The sequence below is a fragment of the Klebsiella sp. WP8-S18-ESBL-06 genome (assembly GCF_014169755.1).
Lineage (GTDB): Bacteria > Pseudomonadota > Gammaproteobacteria > Enterobacterales > Enterobacteriaceae > Kluyvera > Kluyvera ascorbata_B.
The window spans coordinates 2,124,278-2,141,065 of record NZ_AP022256.1 but is presented as its reverse complement, the minus strand read 5'-3'; the positions used below and the strand labels follow the sequence as shown (position 1 = coordinate 2,141,065).

Below are 16,788 nucleotides of genomic sequence, written 5' to 3'. Positions count from 1 at the left end.
AAAAGGGAGGCTCCCCTTTTGGAGTAATAGGCAAGCTGGGTTAATTTTATGATTTAAGACAACTTGAGCGTAGACGCTGCCCACGGGCGACGCTAGCATTAAGCGTTATAATCGTAACGCACATCAAGGATTGTCATCATGGCCCTGCCTCGCCTGATTCGTTTGCTGCCTCTCGCAGCACTGGTTCTTACCGCCTGTACCGTTAATGCACCGAAAGGCCCTGGTAAAAGCCCCACCTCGCCGCAGTGGCAGCAGCACCAGCAGGAAGTGCGCCAGCTGAGTCAATATCAGACGCGCGGCGCTTTCGCCTATTTGTCCGACCAGCAAAAAGTGTATGCCCGTTTCTTCTGGCAGCAAACCGGCCAGGATAACTATCGTCTGCTGCTGACCAACCCGCTGGGCAGCACCGAAATGGAACTGATTGACCGACCGGGCTCCGCGCAGCTAACCGACAATAAAGGCCAGCGCTATACCGATACCGACGGCGAAGAAATGGTGGGCAAACTGACCGGTATGCCGATTCCGCTGAACAGCCTGCGCCAGTGGATCCTCGGCCTGCCGGGCAACGCTACCGACTATACGCTCGACGACCAGTACCGCCTGAGCGAGTTGCACTACACCGAAAACGGTAAGACCTGGAAAGTGGTCTACAGCGGCTACGACAGCAAAACCCAGCCAGCGCTGCCGTCTAACATGGAGCTGACCGAAGGCAGTCAGCGCATAAAGCTGCGCATGGATAACTGGATTGTAAGATGATGACCACCTGGCCCTCACCCGCCAAGCTCAACCTGTTTTTATACATCACCGGGCAGCGCCCTGACGGCTATCATACGTTGCAGACGCTGTTCCAGTTCCTCGACTACGGCGACACGCTGACGATTGTGCCGCGCTCGGACGGACAGCTACGGCTGCTCACGCCGGTCAAGGGCGTGCCGAATGAAGAAAACCTGATTATTCGCGCCGCGCGGCTGTTGATGAAAACGGCGGCGGCATCGCAGCGCCTGCCAGCCGGTAGCGGTGCCGATATCAGCATTGAAAAACGTTTGCCGATGGGCGGCGGTCTCGGCGGTGGTTCATCCAACGCAGCGACCGTGCTGGTGGCGCTTAACCACCTGTGGCGATGCGGGCTGTCGGGAGACGAGCTGGCGGCCATCGGGCTGACGCTCGGTGCCGACGTGCCGGTGTTTGTTCACGGCCATGCGGCATTTGCCGAAGGGGTTGGCGAAGTGCTCACCCCGGTTGAGGTGGCGGAAAAATGGTACCTGGTTGCCCATCCCGGGGTCAGTATCCCGACCCCGGTCATTTTTCGCGATCCGGAGCTGCCACGAAATACCCCGGTCAGGTCAATAGAAACGTTATTAAAATGTGAATTCGGCAATGATTGCGAGGTTATCGCAAGAAAACGTTTTCGCGAGGTTGATGATGTGCTTTCCTGGCTGTTAGAATACGCGCCGTCGCGCCTGACTGGAACAGGAGCCTGTGTTTTTGCTGAATTCGACACGGAACTCGCTGCCCGCCAGGTGCTTGAGCAAGCCCCGGAATGGTTGCAAGGCTTTGTGGCAAAAGGTGTTAACCTCTCGCCATTGAAGCAAGCCCTGCTCTGAATCATTCGGTTTCCGTCAGTATTGCTGACGAAAGAAGAATGGTGATGAGTACCAAGCCGGGCAAACTGAGCTCCGGTGACAACGTCACCCTGTTCCAGACGTTGCATCGCGCTCTTTAATACACCGCCTGGATGAAATCGCGCCTGGCCCGCACAGTTTTTGGCCCGTTTCATCCACCACTGGACGCATGCCTGAGGTTCTTCTCGTGCCTGATATGAAGCTTTTTGCTGGTAACGCCACCCCGGAACTAGCACAACGTATTGCCAACCGCCTGTACACTTCTCTCGGCGACGCCGCTGTAGGTCGCTTTAGCGACGGCGAAGTCAGCGTACAAATCAATGAAAACGTACGCGGTGGTGATATTTTCATCATCCAGTCCACTTGTGCCCCAACTAACGACAACCTGATGGAATTAGTCGTTATGGTTGATGCCCTGCGCCGTGCTTCCGCAGGCCGTATCACCGCCGTTATCCCTTACTTCGGTTATGCTCGCCAGGACCGTCGCGTTCGCTCTGCTCGTGTACCTATCACCGCTAAAGTTGTTGCTGACTTCCTGTCCAGCGTAGGCGTTGACCGCGTACTGACCGTAGACCTGCACGCTGAACAGATCCAGGGCTTCTTCGATGTCCCGGTGGATAACGTATTCGGTAGCCCAATCCTGCTCGAAGATATGCTGCAGCTGAACCTGGATAACCCAATCGTGGTTTCTCCGGACATCGGCGGCGTGGTTCGCGCTCGCGCTATCGCTAAGCTGCTGAACGATACCGACATGGCTATCATCGACAAACGTCGCCCGCGTGCGAACGTGTCTCAGGTTATGCATATCATCGGCGACGTTGCCGGTCGTGACTGCGTGCTGGTTGATGACATGATCGATACCGGCGGCACGCTGTGCAAAGCGGCTGAAGCGCTGAAAGAGCGTGGTGCTAAACGCGTATTCGCCTACGCAACTCACCCGATCTTCTCCGGCAACGCGGTAAACAACCTGCGTAACTCCGTCATCGACGAAGTGGTTGTCTGCGATACCATCCCGTTAAGCGATGAGATCAAAGCGCTGCCGAACGTTCGCACCCTGACCCTGTCCGGGATGCTGGCCGAAGCGATTCGTCGTATCAGCAACGAAGAATCCATCTCTGCCATGTTCGAACATTAATCGAATCTGGTTAAAAAACCCGCTGCGGCGGGTTTTTTTGTCTATAGTATTTATTTGTATGATTTATGCCAACTTCACTGCCATTCACGTGACAGATGATGCGCTCATGGATGAAACAGTATTGTGAATAAATTATTCTCCTCCGATATCATGCCTTTCCGCGCGCTGATCGACGCCTGCTGGAAAGAGAAGTACAGCTCGGCGCGCTTTATGCGCGACCTGATTGCCGGGATAACCGTCGGTATCATTGCCATTCCGCTGGCGATGGCGTTGGCTATTGGCAGCGGGGTTGCGCCACAGTACGGCCTGTATACCTCGGCCGTCGCGGGGATCGTTATCGCCCTGAGTGGTGGCTCCCGCTTTAGCGTATCCGGCCCCACCGCGGCCTTCGTGGTGATCCTCTATCCCGTTTCGCAGCAGTTTGGTCTGGCAGGCCTGCTGGTGGCGACCCTGATGTCCGGAATATTCCTGATCCTCTTTGGCCTGGCCCGCTTTGGCCGCCTGATCGAATATATTCCGCTGTCGGTGACGCTTGGCTTCACCTCGGGGATTGGTATTACCATCGGGACCATGCAGATTAAAGACTTCCTCGGTCTGCAAATGACGCACGTTCCGGAACACTACTTACAGAAGGTGGGCGCGCTGGTAATGGCGCTGCCGACCATCAACGTTGGCGATGCGGCCATTGGCATCGTCACCCTCGGCACGCTGATCCTCTGGCCACGCCTCGGCCTGCGCCTGCCGGGCCACCTGCCTGCGCTTATCGCCGGCTGCGTGGTCATGCTGTTGGTCAACCTGCTCGGCGGACACGTTGCGACCATTGGTTCCCAGTTCCACTACGTGCTGGCCGACGGCTCTCAGGGCAACGGCATTCCGCAGCTGCTGCCGCAGTTTGTGCTGCCGTGGGATCTCCCGGGCTCCAGCTTCACGCTGAGCTGGGCATCGCTGCATGCGCTGCTGCCCGCCGCATTTTCGATGGCCATGCTCGGGGCCATCGAATCGCTGCTGTGCGCGGTGGTGCTTGACGGCATGACCGGCACCAAACACAAGGCTAACAGCGAACTGGTTGGTCAGGGTCTGGGCAACATTGTCGCCCCGTTCTTCGGTGGTATTACCGCCACTGCCGCGATCGCGCGTTCCGCGGCTAACGTTCGCGCAGGTGCCACCTCACCGGTTTCCGCGGTTATTCACGCTATTCTGGTGATTCTGGCGCTGCTGATCCTCGCGCCGGTGCTGTCCTGGCTGCCGCTGTCGGCGATGGCCGCCCTGCTGCTGATGGTGGCATGGAATATGAGCGAGGCGCATAAGGTCGTGTATCTGCTGCGCAAAGCGCCAAAAGACGACATTATTGTGATGCTGATTTGCATGTCGCTGACCGTGCTGTTTGATATGGTCATCGCTATCAGCGTCGGCATCGTGCTGGCTTCGCTGTTGTTTATGCGCCGGATTGCGCGTATGACGCGTCTGTCGGCGGTTAACGTGTCGGTGCCGGATGATGTGCTGGTACTGCGCGTCATTGGCCCGCTGTTTTTTGCCGCTGCAGAAGGTTTATTCAGCGATCTGGAAACGCGCATTGCCGGTAAACGCATTGTGGTGCTGAAATGGGACGCGGTCCCGGTACTGGATGCCGGTGGCCTGGATGCCTTCCAGCGTTTTGTGAAAAAACTGCCTGAAGGCTGCGAGCTGCGGGTATCTAACCTGGAATTCCAGCCGCTGCGCACCATGGCGCGCGCGGGTATTCAGCCGATTCCTGGCCGTCTGGCATTCTTCCCAAACAAAGATGCCGCCCTGGCAGACATCCTCTGACCGTAGCCCAGCCAAGCAAAGCGCCGCCGGGAATCGCACCGTAGCCTCCCCGGCGTCGCGTGACATCACAGGCAAAAAAAATGGCTCCCTCGGGAGCCATTTTTATCGCAACGTGATTGCTTACGCTTTCAGCAACTGCTCAGCGGTGTCTTTCACGCTCCCCAGCAGAACTTTAACGTCCTCCAGGCACACCGTCGGGTTCAGCAGCGTCAGCTTCAGGCAGGTGATGCCATCCGATTCAGTCACGCCGACGTTGGCGCTCCCCGAAGCCAGCAGAACGTCACCAATACGCTGGTTCAGCAGCGCAACGAACGCCATGTCATCGCTTTCAGGACGGAAGCGGAACAGCACGCTTGCCAGCTGCGGCTCCATCACCAGCTCCAGATGCGGCTGAGTTTTGACAAACGCAGCCACATCACGCGCCAGCGTGACGCCGTTATCAATGATTTCGGCGTACTGCTTTTTGCCCAGCGCTTCAAGACCCATCCACAGCTTCAGCGCATCGAAACGGCGCGTGGTCTGCAGCGACTTCGACACCAGATTCGGCACGCCAGCCTCTTCATCGAATTCTGAGTTCAGGTACGCCGCCTGATAGCGCATCAGCTCGTAGTGACGCGCATCTTTAAGCAGGAACGCGCCGCAGCTGATGGTCTGGAAGAACTGCTTGTGGAAGTCCAGCGTCACGGAGTCCGCCAGCTCAAGACCGTTCAGGAAGTCGCGATACTTCTCAGACAGCAGTAACGCCCCGCCCCACGCTGCATCCACGTGCATCCAGATCTGATGCTCCGCCGCCAGCGCCGCGATATCCGCTAACGGATCGATGGCGCCAGCATCGGTGGTCCCGGCGGTGGCGACAATCGCCATCACCTGCTCGCCGTTGGCTTTCGCCTGAGCCAGCTTGGCTTTCAGGTCAGCCAGATCCATACGCGAGAATGCATCGGTCTTCACCTGAGTGACGGAACGGTAGCCCAGCCCCATCAGTGCCATGTTTTTCTGCACGGAGAAGTGCGCGCTTTCAGAGCAGAACACTTTGATTTTGCTCAGGTCACCGGTCAGACCATTCTGCTGAATGGAATGCCCCTGGCGGGCGAAGAAGGCATCGCGCGCCAGCATCAGGCCCATCAGGTTGCTCTGGGTACCGCCGCTGGTAAACACGCCGGCGTCGCCCGCCGTATAGCCCACCTGCTCGCGCAGCCATTCGATCAGCTTGATCTCAATGATGGTGGCGGACGGGCTCTGGTCCCAGGAGTCCATGCTCTGGTTGGTGGCGTTGATCAGCACTTCCGCCGCCTGGCTAATCACCAGGCTCGGGCAGTGCAGGTGCGCCACGCACTGGGCATGGTGGACTAACAGGCTGTCTTTCAGAAAGTATTCAACCGCACGCTCAATAGCGGCCTGGTTGCCCAGGCCCTGAGACGTAAAGTCCAGGTTGATGCGTTCGCGCAGTTGCTCAACGGTTTTGCCCTGATACATCTCAGGCTGCTTCAACCATTCAACGACCGCTCGCGTACTCTGCTCGATAGCATCCTGATAGGCGGCAATGCTTTGCGCCGAGCCGGACAGAATCGGGTTTACGTCTGACATTCGATCCAACTCCGTTTAAACCGGCTTCACGCCAGCGCCCAGCAGGGCGTTTTCGAATTTATCGAGGAACACTTCCAGCTCAGCGTTGGTGATCAGCAGAGACGGCAGCAGACGCAGTACGCAACCGTTGCGGCCCCCACGCTCCAGAATCAGCCCATTTTCGAAGCATTTTTTCTGCAGCAGCGCGGACAATTCGCCATCGGCCGGGTAGCAGCCCATATGATCCTGCGCTTCGTTCGGCTTCACGATCTCAATACCAATCATCAGACCCAGACCACGTACATGACCAATCACCGGGTAGCGTTTCTGCAGGTCAGCCAGCTTGCCTTTCAGCCACTCGCCCTGGGCAGCCACTTTATCGGCAATGTTGTCGTCTTTGAGGATCTTCAGCGTCGTCAGGCCGGTCGCCATCGCCAGCTGGTTGCCACGGAAGGTGCCGGTGTGGTGGCCCGGGGCCCATGCGTCGAACTGCTTTTTAATGCCCAGAACCGCCAGCGGCAGACCGCCGCCAACCGCTTTGGACATCACAATGATATCTGGCTCAATGCCAGCGTGTTCGAAGGCGAACAGCTTACCGGTACGTGCGAAACCAGCCTGAACTTCATCGATGATCAGCAGAATGCCGTGTTCCTGAGTCACTTTACGAATACGTTGCAGCCACTCAACCGGCGCCGGGTTCACGCCGCCTTCGCCCTGCACGGCTTCAAGGATCACGGCCGCAGGTTTACGCACGCCGCTTTCAACGTCGTTAATCAGGTTTTCGAAGTAATAGGTTAATGCTTTGACGCCAGCCTCGCCGCCGATACCCAGCGGGCAGCGGTACTCATGCGGATACGGCATGAACTGCACTTCCGCCATCATGTTGCTGACGGCTTCTTTCGGTGACAGGTTGCCGGTCACGGACAGCGCGCCGTGGGTCATCCCGTGGTAACCGCCGGAGAAGCTGATCACGCTGGAACGGCCGGTCACTTTTTTCGCCAGCTTCAGGGCCGCTTCAACGGCATCTGCGCCGGACGGACCGGTGAATTGCAGGCAATATTCTTTGCCCTGCCCCGGTAATAAGGACAGTAAATAAGATGAAAATTCATCTTTTAATGGGGTAGTAAGATCAAGCGTATGTAACGGTAAGCCGCTTGTGATGACACTTTGAATGCTCTGCAGCACTTCAGGATGATTATGACCAAGCGCCAGGGTTCCGGCACCTGCCAGGCAATCAAGATATTGATTATTTTCTACGTCAGTAATCCAGACGCCCTGCGCTTTAGCGATGGCTAATGGCAGTTTACGTGGATAGCTGCGGACATTAGATTCAAACTCAGCCTGTCTTGCTAAAAAGGTATCATTGCTCTGTGGTAATGAATTAGCACTTAAAGTATCAATACGGACTTTATCCGTCATCATATCACTCCTACAACCAGGTGTAGATTAACGCCTGATTGAATAAATGGTTATAAGGATTACCTGTAAAAAAGCGCGGCTAATATATGTTGTTTTAGCGTTGGACTCAATCATTTATTTTAAGGTCTGAAACATCGTTTAATTTTCATTTAAAATCAATGAGTAACACCGACGCAGCGCCCTCAAATTTATTAAATTTTGTTACCATTTGTCTTAAAGACCTCTCCGCAGAAGCCTCCCGCATGATGTATTAAAAGCCATCTTATTTTCATGGTTTTATTATTCACTTACACGAATTTACCATTAATAATGTAAGCACTAACCGCCGAATGCATGATTTTTCACTTGTTTATGCTGAAATAAAATAAAAAAGTCGATCCCTCTGGATAAATCACTTACTATGGCGCGCTTATTTGCAGGCTCTGTAAATAAAGAACTAATGCGCATCACCCGGTAACGCGTACAGGCGAAACACGTTATCGACAACAGGAGCCTTTCCTGGGTTGTCATCAGAAATGTTCGCGGGCGGACATTTCGTAAGGCGAAGACGCTTCCCTTATGCCGAGAATGAAAATTTTCTAGCCATGCTTTCATGGCGCCCTGATATGAGATTGTTATGACACGCATTTATCCACAATTCATCGTTGCCAAATTTGGCGGCACCAGCGTCGCTGATTTTGACGCGATGAACCGCAGTGCCAGCATTGTTCTTGCTGATCCCAACGTTCGTTTAGTCGTTCTTTCTGCTTCGGCAGGCGTGACCAACCTGCTGGTCGAACTTTCTGAAGGTCTGGAAAGCCATCGGCAATTAGACAAGCTCGAGACGTTACGTACTATCCAGTACAACATTATTTCCCGCCTGAAGCAGCCTTCGGTTATCAGCAAGGAAATCGATAATCTCCTCGACAATATCGGCCGCCTGGCGCAAACCGCCGCGGCGTCGCCTTCCACCGCGCTGAGCGATGAACTCGTGAGCCACGGCGAGCTGATGTCTTCGCTGCTCTTTACCGAGGTCATGCGCGAGCGCGAGGTCGAAGCCAGCTGGTTTGATGCGCGCAGCGTGATTCGCACTAACGCCAACTACGGTTGCGCTGAGCCGGACGTCGCCGCGCTGGCTGAACTGGCCGAAATGCACCTGCGCCCACGCCTTGAGCAGGCCATCATGATTACCCAGGGGTTTATTGGCCGCGATGCCAGCGGGCACACCACGACGCTCGGCCGCGGTGGGAGCGACTATACCGCGTCGCTGCTCGGCGAAGCCCTCCACGCGGCACGGGTGGATATCTGGACCGACGTGGCCGGTATTTATACAACCGACCCGCGTATTGCGCCTAATGCCAAACGGATCGACCGCATCTCGTTTGCCGAAGCGAGCGATATGGCAGCCTACGGCGCGAAAGTGCTACACCCCGCCACGCTGATGCCGGCGATGCGCAAAAACATTCCGGTGTTCGTTGGCTCCAGCAAAAATATCGCCGCTGGCGGTACGCTGGTTTGCTGCACGACGGACAACCCGCCGCGCTACCGTGCGGTGGCGGTGCGCCGCAAGCAAACGCTGCTGCGCTTGCACAGCCTGGATGCACAACCGTCCTGCCATTTCTTAGCGCAGATGTTTGCGCTGTTAGCGCGTCATTCGGTGGCCGCCGATCTGGTGACAACCTCCGAAAACAGCATTGCGCTCGCGCTGGACTCCACTCACGCCACCTCGGGTGAAGATCACACGCTGACCACATCGTTATTTACCGAGCTGTCTTCCCACTGTCGCGTAGAAGTGGAAACCGGCCTGGCACTGGTGACGCTGGTCGGCAATCAGCTTACGCAGGTCTCTGGCGTGTTTAAGGATGTTTTTGTCTGGCTTGAGACGCATGCGGTTCGCATGGTCTGCCACGGTGCCTCCAGCAATAATCTTTGCATTCTGCTGCCCGCGGATGAAGCCGATAGCGCCGTTAAGGCCCTGCATTTGCGGCTGTTTGAGTCATAAGGTGATAAAAACAAAAAGTCCCGGTCTTAACGGCCAGGACTTTGTTAACTGTCTCAGTGGCTCCTTCACGGAGCCCTTATTTAGCCAGGACGGTGTGATGACCCACCGCCGCGACGGCAGCGCTTGTCGTAGTGACGAACCCACCAGTACCGATCGCTCACCTGCTCGTGCCCGCCGACACGCGCCCCGGCCAGCCAAAGAATCGCGCCGACGAAGATGCTGAGTACGGCCCCGTGCGCAAAGAACTGCGGGAGGTCAAGCTGCGGCAGCTGGTTTAAAATAGAATAACCGACGCCGACGACCATCACGAGCAGGCCTAACCCCATGAGCACATTACCGAGTAACGAAGCGTTTTTGCGTTTCATAGTGTCACCTCCGTAGATTGGCTTTGGGTTTCGGGATATATCCCTATTCCATGTGTGTAAAGTATAGACAACACCGCTGTGGATAAGTGCGCTACCGATCACAAATAGGCACATATCATCAACATAACTTTACATTTAAGTTACTGATATGCTTTTCAATGCGCATTATCACTCTGGAAAACTATTCCGTTTTTTACGCTTTCAGCGCTTATTTTTGTCAAGCAGCCCGTCACGACGTAAACTAGCCGCCGGAAAGATTGCCCACTCAGGAACAATAACGTGACGATTAAACTGATTGTCGGCCTCGCAAACCCCGGCGCAGAGTACGCGGGGACGCGCCATAACGCTGGCGCCTGGTACGTCGATTTACTGGCTGAACGCTTTCGTGCCCCGCTGCGCGAAGAGAGTAAATTTTTTGGCTACACCTCGCGCATTAACCTGGCGGGGGAAGATGTCCGCCTGCTGGTGCCCACCACTTTTATGAACCTTAGCGGCAAAGCCGTGGCGGCGCTGGCAACCTTCTATCGCATTAATCCAGATGAAATTCTGGTGGCCCACGACGAACTGGATCTCCCGCCTGGCGTCGCGAAGTTTAAGCTGGGCGGCGGCCACGGCGGTCATAATGGGTTAAAAGATATCATCAGCAAATTAGGCAATAACCCTAATTTTCATCGCTTACGTATCGGGATCGGCCATCCGGGCGATAAAAGTAAAGTTGTCGGTTTTGTCCTCGGCAAACCGCAGGCAGCAGAACAGAAGCTGATCGACGATGCGGTAGACGAAGCGGCGCGCTGCACCGAAATCTGGCTGAAAGACGGGCTGACTAAAGCCACGAACCGATTACACGCTTTTAAGGCGCAATAGACCGACGACTGCGGTATTTTTTCCGTATGACGTGTATAATGCGCAAAGTTATTTACTTTTCTACAATCTGTTCAAGCTAACAGGTTGAATATCAAAAGATTAAGGTGATTTAAACATGGGATTCAAATGCGGTATCGTCGGTTTGCCAAACGTAGGCAAATCCACCCTGTTCAACGCGCTCACGAAAGCCGGTATTGAAGCGGCGAACTTCCCGTTCTGTACTATCGAGCCGAACACAGGCGTCGTACCGATGCCCGATCCGCGTCTGGACCAGCTGGCGGAAATCGTTAAACCGCAGCGTATCCTGCCGACCACCATGGAATTCGTTGATATCGCGGGCCTGGTAAAAGGCGCGTCCAAAGGTGAAGGCCTGGGTAACCAGTTCCTGACCAACATCCGCGAAACCGAAGCGATCGGCCACGTTGTACGCTGCTTCGAAAACGACAACATCATCCACGTTAATAACAAAGTGGACCCGGCTGACGATATCGACGTTATCAACACCGAGCTGGCGCTGTCTGACCTTGATACCTGCGAGCGCGCCCTGCACCGCGTTCAGAAGAAAGCCAAAGGCGGCGATAAAGACGCAAAAGCCGAACAGGCCGCGCTGGAAAAATGCCTGCCGCAGCTGGAAAACGCCGGTATGCTGCGCGCGCTGAAAACCCTGACGGACGAAGATAAAGCGGCCATCAAATACCTGAGCTTCCTGACCCTGAAGCCAACCATGTATATCGCTAACGTCAACGAAGATGGTTTCGAGAACAACCCGTACCTCGACAAAGTGCGTGAAATCGCCGCTGCCGAAGGTTCCGTTGTGGTTGCCGTATGCGCCGCCGTTGAAGCCGACATCGCAGAACTCGACGATGCTGACCGTGAAGAATTCATGGCCGAAATGGGCCTGGAAGAGCCGGGCCTGAACCGCGTGATCCGCGCCGGTTACGAACTGCTTAACCTGCAAACCTACTTCACCGCAGGCGTAAAAGAAGTGCGCGCATGGACCATCCCGGTCGGCGCTACCGCGCCGCAGGCAGCCGGTAAAATCCACACCGACTTCGAAAAAGGCTTTATCCGCGCACAGACCATCGCGTTTGAAGACTTTATCACCTACAAAGGTGAACAAGGCGCGAAAGAAGCCGGCAAGATGCGTGCTGAAGGGAAAGATTACATCGTCAAAGATGGCGACGTGATGAACTTCCTGTTCAACGTCTAAATAAAATGTGTTGTCTTATGAGGTTTCGCTGAATCTCATAGAATCGCAAATAACCACAAAATCCACGCAGTTGCGTGGATTTTTTTATTTCATAGCGTCTCAACTCATCCCGTACCAACGCGGTCAAAAATGCGTACATGGATGGGGACAACATTCTTCCATCTTCATTTTAACTGAGTACAATAACGAATGGAAGGGACTTCCCCTGATTATGCGCCTGATTAACTCTTGTGCAATCATGGGGTAAACACAACCCCGGAGGGATTCGTTATGACCATTACTACTGTCGGTATCGATCTTGCTAAAAATGTGTTCGCTGTTCATTGCGTTGACCAGAATGGCAAAACCGTTCTGGTTAAATCCAGAGTAACCCGCGCAGCTCTTCCCGGGCTGATTGCTGGTTTGCCGCCCTGTGTTATCGGGATGGAGGCGTGCTCCGGGGCTCATTACTGGGCAAGACTGTTTCGGCAGTATGGTCATGAGCCGCGTCTGATGGCCGCTAAATTTGTATCGCCTTACCGCATGGCTGGTAAATCAGGGAAAAATGATGCAGCTGATGCTCAGGCTATCTGCGAGGCGGTTCGTCGCCCACATATGCGGTTTGTGCCGGTTAAGGATGAGAGCCAGCAGGCAATGCAGTGTCTGCATCGTACCCGACAGGGTTTTATCGAAGAGAAAACAGCAACATATAATCGTCTCCGGGGGTTGATATCTGAATTCGGCGTTATCGCCCCACAAAGTACAGATGCCCTGCGCCACATAGTTTTTGAGCAGAAGAATTCTTTACCACTTCAGGTTCAGCAATGTGTTGATGATTTGCTGGAGCACGTTGCTCGCATTGAAGATAACATCGCTGAATATGACCGAATTTTGTCCCGCATGGCCAAAACAGATCATCGCAGTCAGCGGCTGATGGAATTGAAGGGCGTTGGCCCCACAACGGCCTGTGCGCTGGTCGCCAGTATCGGTAATGCACATGATTTTAAGAATGGGCGCCAGCTGGCAGCCTGGCTGGGACTGACACCATCGCAGTACAGCAGCGGCGGAAAGTCGAAGCTTGGCAGGATAACGAAAGCTGGCGATTCGTATCTGAGAACACTTCTGGTTCAGGGTGCCCGCTCGGTACTGATCGGGGCGGAGAAAAGGACTGATTTATTCAGTCGTTGGGTCTGCTCACTGGTCGAACGCAGAGGATACTGGCGCGCTGTTGTTGCCATCGCTGCCAAAAATGCAAGACTGTGCTGGGCATCATTGCATTACGGTGATGATTTCAGGTTGTACTCAGCCAGCTAAAGTACAAAGCTGTATGACCATCTGTTCTGCAACTCGTTGATGATAAAGGGTTAGACCCCGTGAGGTATATCTGCTTATTGTACAGGGCAAGTGTACCCGACTAACGAACTAGAGCCTCACGAGCGTCTTTCATCAGGGTCCGAATCGATGACGATTCATCATGACCGTTTATAGTACCGCAGTCTCTCCCCTTTATTTTTTTACTATAGTGCAGACAGAAACCGTAAACACCGGCGTTGACATGCCGGGGAAGCCCTTATAGGTATAATAAATATACAAGATCCCATTATGCTCGCTGATACGCAATGCCGAGCTGCCAAGCCGAAAGAAAAACGCTAAAGCGGTGACCATTTTAGTTGACCACTACACAGACCCTTTACAGCGAAGAATCTCCGTCGATTTAATAAGGGAGCCCTCACTGGCCCCTGTCAGGATCACACTTTTCAGCTCAGGATATTCACTTATAAAAACCAGGTGTTATTATCCATCCTGTAAATATCTTTCAACTCAACCCGAGGCTTTGATGCTGGAGAATGTAATCATCCGATAATCAGTTACTCGACCTTTTCAGGCCGAACTGATTATCAATGCGCCGAAATCGAATGCGGGCACCGCTGTGTGTTTGCACGTTTTGCACATGATGATTAAACAGGTTTTCCAGTATGAATTTATCCCGTCAGGAACAACGTACCTTACACGTTCTCGCCAAAGGTGGTCGCATTGCGCACGTCCGCGATGCATCTGGCCGCGTCACCGCCGTTGAATGCTACACCCGCGAAGGGCTGTTGCTGACCGACTGCACCCTTGCCACCTTCAAAAAACTCAAAACCAAAAAACTGATCAAGTCCGTCAACGGTCAGCCCTACCGCATCAACACCAGCGGGCTGAATAACGTTCGCGCACAGCTTGATAACCGCTAAGGAGAGCATGATGGATATCAGCACCCTTATTTCCTCATCCCGACACATCCAGCTGTCAGCGGAGGAAAGTAAAATCCCCTGGGACGAACCGGCCTTCAGCCAGCGCATGCTGGCGAACCATTTGTCGCAGGACCACGACTGGGCCAGCCGCAGGCAGGAGGTCATTAAGCAGCAGGTCGAGTGGATCGCCAGCCAGTTACCCCCTGGCGCACATATCCTCGATCTCGGCTGCGGTCCCGGCTTTTATACCCACCGCTTAGCGGAGCGCGGATTTCACTGCACCGGCGTGGATTTCTCGCCGGCATCCGTGAGCTGGGCCCGTCAGCAGGCGCAGAACGCCGGATTGCATATCGACTATGTTCAGCAGGATGTCCGCGCATACTGGCCGGATAAATCGTTCGATTTCATCATGATGACATTCGGGGAACTGAATGTGTTTAGCACGGCGGATGCGCGCTCACTCGTCAGCCGCTGCGCGCTGTGGCTGGAGACGGGTGGCAGGCTGCTCACTGAAGTCCATACTTTCGACGAAGTTAAGCGTCAGGGAATGGCTGAAGCGAACTGGCAACGCTGTCAGGACGGGCTGTTTCTGGGCGTCCCTCATCTGCTTCTGACGGAACATGGCTGGGATGAAGCCGCGCAGACCAGCTCAACGCTGTTCTGGGCCATAGAGGAAAACGGTCGAACCACCCGTTTCGGCAGCCAGATGACGGCCTGGCGCGATGACGAATACATCAGCCTGCTCGACAATGCCGGGTTTACCCTGCTTCCTCCTCCTGAAAGCTACGACTGGCCAGTCAGCGAGACATTTGAAGGGAAGCTGTTTGTTGTGCTGGCTGAAAAAGCAAATATCTCAGAGAAACACTCTCTTAATGCTCAACGCAATAAAAGGAATTCCAGATTGGATATCCCACGTATTTTTACCATCAGTGAAAGCGAACACCGCATCCACAACCCGTTCACCGAAGAGAAGTACGCCACGCTGGGCCGTGTGCTGCGCATGAAACCGGAGACCCGCATTCTTGACCTCGGCAGCGGCTCGGGCGAGATGCTCTGTACCTGGGCCCGGGACCACGCCATTACCGGTGTCGGTATCGATATGAGCCAGTTGTTCAGCGAGCAAGCCAGACGCCGCGCCGAAGAGCTCGGCGTCAGCGACCGGGTTCAGTTCATCCATAACGACGCCGCCGGATACGTTACAGAAGAGAAATGCGATGTGGCGGCCTGTGTCGGTGCGACATGGATAGCCGGTGGATTTGCCGGGACCGTCGGGCTGCTAGCTCAAAGCCTGAAACCGGGTGGGCTCATGCTTATCGGTGAACCCTACTGGCGTCAGCAACCTGCGACGGAAGAGATTGCCCAGGCCTGTGGCGTCAGCTCGAAGACCGATTTCCTGACGCTACCAGGGCTTGTCAGCGCGTTCGACGACCTCGGCTATGACGTGGTGGAAATGGTACTGGCAGATCAGGAAGGCTGGGACCGCTATGAGGCCGCGAAATGGCTGACCATGCGCCGCTGGCTGGAGGCCAATCCTGATGACGACTTCGCAGCGGAAGTCAGGGCCGAGCTAACACTCTCGCCGAAACGCCACGTAACGTACGCGCGGGAATACTTTGGCTGGGGCGTGTTCGCGCTCATTGCCAGGTAACAACAAGCCCCGGTATTTCTGACTGGAGATGCCGGGGCTTAGCCTTTGTTTTGATCTGATGCATCACCTGCACAATACATATTCTGTATTTTTATTAATCAGGATGTGTAAGCGTCATCTCAGTACCGTCTGTTGAAATTTCCGGTGATTGACGATGATAGAGTCCTCTTATAAACGTTAATGGACTCTATCAATGTCAGATTCTCTTCGTCCCCGCAGGGTTCGTGCGTCTTACTCCATGGACTTTAAACTGGAACTTGTCGAAAAATCTTATCAGCCTGGAGCCTGCGTGGCCCAACTGGCCAGAGAACACGGGATTAATGACAATCTGTTGTTTACATGGCGCCAGCGCTACAGCCACCTTTTGCCCGATGAAATACAACGTTCAGTCAGTAAACCTGATGCTGTCATCCCTGTTGTGGTATCTGACATGTCCCTGTCACATCATGCAGAACCACACTATGAACCATCCGGTTCCGCTTACGGTGAGGTGATGACCTGCGAAGTGGCTGTCGGGAGCGCCAGTCTGCGCCTGACAGGGAACTTATCTCCCGCTATCCTGAAAACACTGCTTCGCGAACTGACCGGGAGGGGACGATGATCTCCCTCCCGTCTGGCACCCGTATCTGGCTGGTCGCCGGCGCCACCGACATGCGTAAATCCTTCAACGGTCTGGGCGAGCAGATACAGCACGTACTGGATGAGAACCCCTTCTCCGGCCACCTGTTCATCTTCCGTGGCCGCCGGGGTGATACCGTCAAAATTCTCTGGGCAGATGCGGATGGACTGTGCCTCTTCACCAAACGCCTTGAGGAAGGGCAGTTCATCTGGCCCGCCGTGCGCGACGGCAAGGTGGCCATTAGTCGCTCGCAACTGGCCATGCTCCTCGATAAGCTGGACTGGCGTCAGCCCAAAACACCCCGTCTTAACTCACTGACAATGTTGTAAAAAAAGCATGGCCG

15 protein-coding genes are annotated in these 16,788 nt (G+C 54.7%); 12 read left to right on the top strand and 3 right to left on the bottom strand.

Going from position 1 to position 16,788, the window contains the following annotated elements:
- The first annotated feature begins 138 nt into the window (after nucleotides 1-138).
- From lolB to dauA, 4 genes are all read left to right on the top strand, one after another.
- Nucleotides 139-756 carry a lipoprotein insertase outer membrane protein LolB gene (gene lolB / locus H7R76_RS10065; RefSeq protein WP_182967665.1) on the top strand — a complete coding sequence of 206 codons (618 nt, stop codon included), beginning with the start codon at nucleotides 139-141 and terminating at the stop codon, nucleotides 754-756.
- The gene (gene ispE, locus H7R76_RS10060) at nucleotides 756-1,604 is read left to right on the top strand and encodes a 4-(cytidine 5'-diphospho)-2-C-methyl-D-erythritol kinase (protein ID WP_182967948.1); all 849 of its coding nucleotides are present in this window, start codon (nucleotides 756-758) and stop codon (nucleotides 1,602-1,604) included. The genes lolB and ispE overlap by 1 nt, the downstream gene beginning before the upstream one ends.
- 205 nt (nucleotides 1,605-1,809) lie before the next feature.
- Nucleotides 1,810-2,757 (top strand): ribose-phosphate diphosphokinase, encoded by a 948-nt coding sequence (gene prs, locus H7R76_RS10055; protein ID WP_003856663.1) that lies wholly within the window; start codon nucleotides 1,810-1,812, stop codon nucleotides 2,755-2,757.
- Nucleotides 2,758-2,880: 123 nt separating this feature from the next.
- Entirely contained in the window at nucleotides 2,881-4,563 is a 1,683-nt protein-coding gene (dauA, locus tag H7R76_RS10050) for a C4-dicarboxylic acid transporter DauA (protein ID WP_106926663.1), read from the top strand.
- 120 nt (nucleotides 4,564-4,683) lie between these two features.
- Here the strand turns inward: dauA and H7R76_RS10045 are convergent, their stop codons facing one another.
- Both H7R76_RS10045 and H7R76_RS10040 read right to left on the bottom strand, forming a co-directional pair.
- Complete coding sequence (locus tag H7R76_RS10045) at nucleotides 4,684-6,147, bottom strand: pyridoxal phosphate-dependent decarboxylase family protein (RefSeq protein ID WP_420258005.1); 1,464 nt, start codon at nucleotides 6,145-6,147, stop codon at nucleotides 4,684-4,686.
- A 15-nt stretch (nucleotides 6,148-6,162) separates the two neighbouring features.
- Nucleotides 6,163-7,548, bottom strand: coding sequence for a diaminobutyrate--2-oxoglutarate transaminase (locus H7R76_RS10040; RefSeq protein ID WP_096878374.1), 1,386 nt, complete (start codon nucleotides 7,546-7,548; stop codon nucleotides 6,163-6,165).
- 613 nt (nucleotides 7,549-8,161) lie between these two features.
- Here H7R76_RS10040 and lysC point away from each other — a divergent pair.
- Nucleotides 8,162-9,526, top strand: coding sequence for a lysine-sensitive aspartokinase 3 (gene lysC, locus H7R76_RS10035; RefSeq protein ID WP_182967661.1), 1,365 nt, complete (start codon nucleotides 8,162-8,164; stop codon nucleotides 9,524-9,526).
- Nucleotides 9,527-9,606: 80 nt separating this feature from the next.
- Here the strand turns inward: lysC and ychH are convergent, their stop codons facing one another.
- Nucleotides 9,607-9,891, bottom strand: coding sequence for a stress-induced protein YchH (gene ychH, locus H7R76_RS10030; RefSeq protein ID WP_106926655.1), 285 nt, complete (start codon nucleotides 9,889-9,891; stop codon nucleotides 9,607-9,609).
- Between the two features lie 279 nt (nucleotides 9,892-10,170).
- Here ychH and pth point away from each other — a divergent pair, with 279 nt between their 5' ends.
- The 7 genes from pth (at nucleotide 10,171) to tnpB (ending at nucleotide 16,774) form a co-directional block, all read left to right on the top strand.
- A complete protein-coding gene (pth, locus tag H7R76_RS10025) occupies nucleotides 10,171-10,755 on the top strand; it encodes an aminoacyl-tRNA hydrolase (RefSeq protein ID WP_106926653.1) in 585 nt (194 codons plus the stop codon).
- Between the two features lie 115 nt (nucleotides 10,756-10,870).
- Nucleotides 10,871-11,965 (top strand): redox-regulated ATPase YchF, encoded by a 1,095-nt coding sequence (gene ychF, locus H7R76_RS10020; RefSeq protein WP_106926651.1) that lies wholly within the window; start codon nucleotides 10,871-10,873, stop codon nucleotides 11,963-11,965.
- 270 nt (nucleotides 11,966-12,235) lie between these two features.
- Entirely contained in the window at nucleotides 12,236-13,258 is a 1,023-nt protein-coding gene (locus H7R76_RS10015; protein WP_001567660.1) for an IS110 family RNA-guided transposase, read from the top strand.
- A gap of 662 nt (nucleotides 13,259-13,920) precedes the next feature.
- A complete protein-coding gene (locus H7R76_RS10010; protein WP_106926649.1) occupies nucleotides 13,921-14,178 on the top strand; it encodes a YjhX family toxin in 258 nt (85 codons plus the stop codon).
- A gap of 7 nt (nucleotides 14,179-14,185) precedes the next feature.
- A complete protein-coding gene (locus tag H7R76_RS10005; protein WP_227673973.1) occupies nucleotides 14,186-15,826 on the top strand; it encodes a class I SAM-dependent methyltransferase in 1,641 nt (546 codons plus the stop codon).
- 193 nt (nucleotides 15,827-16,019) lie between these two features.
- Nucleotides 16,020-16,427: an IS66-like element accessory protein TnpA gene (tnpA, locus tag H7R76_RS10000; protein ID WP_015632445.1), complete on the top strand. Its 408-nt coding sequence runs from the start codon at nucleotides 16,020-16,022 to the stop codon at nucleotides 16,425-16,427.
- Entirely contained in the window at nucleotides 16,424-16,774 is a 351-nt protein-coding gene (tnpB, locus tag H7R76_RS09995) for an IS66 family insertion sequence element accessory protein TnpB (RefSeq protein ID WP_032414478.1), read from the top strand. Before tnpA ends, tnpB begins: the two co-directional genes overlap by 4 nt.
- Nucleotides 16,775-16,788: the final 14 nt, after the last annotated feature.

Excerpts from the sequence above, each read along its gene's own strand:
- H7R76_RS10005 (WP_227673973.1), top strand. The coding sequence starts at position 14,186 with ATGATGGATATCAGCACCCTTATTTCCTCATCCCGACACATCCAGCTG.
- ispE (WP_182967948.1), top strand. The coding sequence starts at position 756 with ATGACCACCTGGCCCTCACCCGCCAAGCTCAACCTGTTTTTATACATC.
- H7R76_RS10015 (WP_001567660.1), top strand. The coding sequence starts at position 12,236 with ATGACCATTACTACTGTCGGTATCGATCTTGCTAAAAATGTGTTCGCT.
- tnpB (WP_032414478.1), top strand. The coding sequence starts at position 16,424 with ATGATCTCCCTCCCGTCTGGCACCCGTATCTGGCTGGTCGCCGGCGCC.
- H7R76_RS10010 (WP_106926649.1), top strand. The coding sequence starts at position 13,921 with ATGAATTTATCCCGTCAGGAACAACGTACCTTACACGTTCTCGCCAAA.
- ychF (WP_106926651.1), top strand. The coding sequence starts at position 10,871 with ATGGGATTCAAATGCGGTATCGTCGGTTTGCCAAACGTAGGCAAATCC.
- lolB (WP_182967665.1), top strand. The coding sequence starts at position 139 with ATGGCCCTGCCTCGCCTGATTCGTTTGCTGCCTCTCGCAGCACTGGTT.
- ychH (WP_106926655.1), bottom strand. The coding sequence starts at position 9,891 with ATGAAACGCAAAAACGCTTCGTTACTCGGTAATGTGCTCATGGGGTTA.
- lysC (WP_182967661.1), top strand. The coding sequence starts at position 8,162 with ATGACACGCATTTATCCACAATTCATCGTTGCCAAATTTGGCGGCACC.
- tnpA (WP_015632445.1), top strand. The coding sequence starts at position 16,020 with ATGTCAGATTCTCTTCGTCCCCGCAGGGTTCGTGCGTCTTACTCCATG.
- H7R76_RS10045 (WP_420258005.1), bottom strand. The coding sequence starts at position 6,147 with ATGTCAGACGTAAACCCGATTCTGTCCGGCTCGGCGCAAAGCATTGCC.
- H7R76_RS10040 (WP_096878374.1), bottom strand. The coding sequence starts at position 7,548 with ATGATGACGGATAAAGTCCGTATTGATACTTTAAGTGCTAATTCATTA.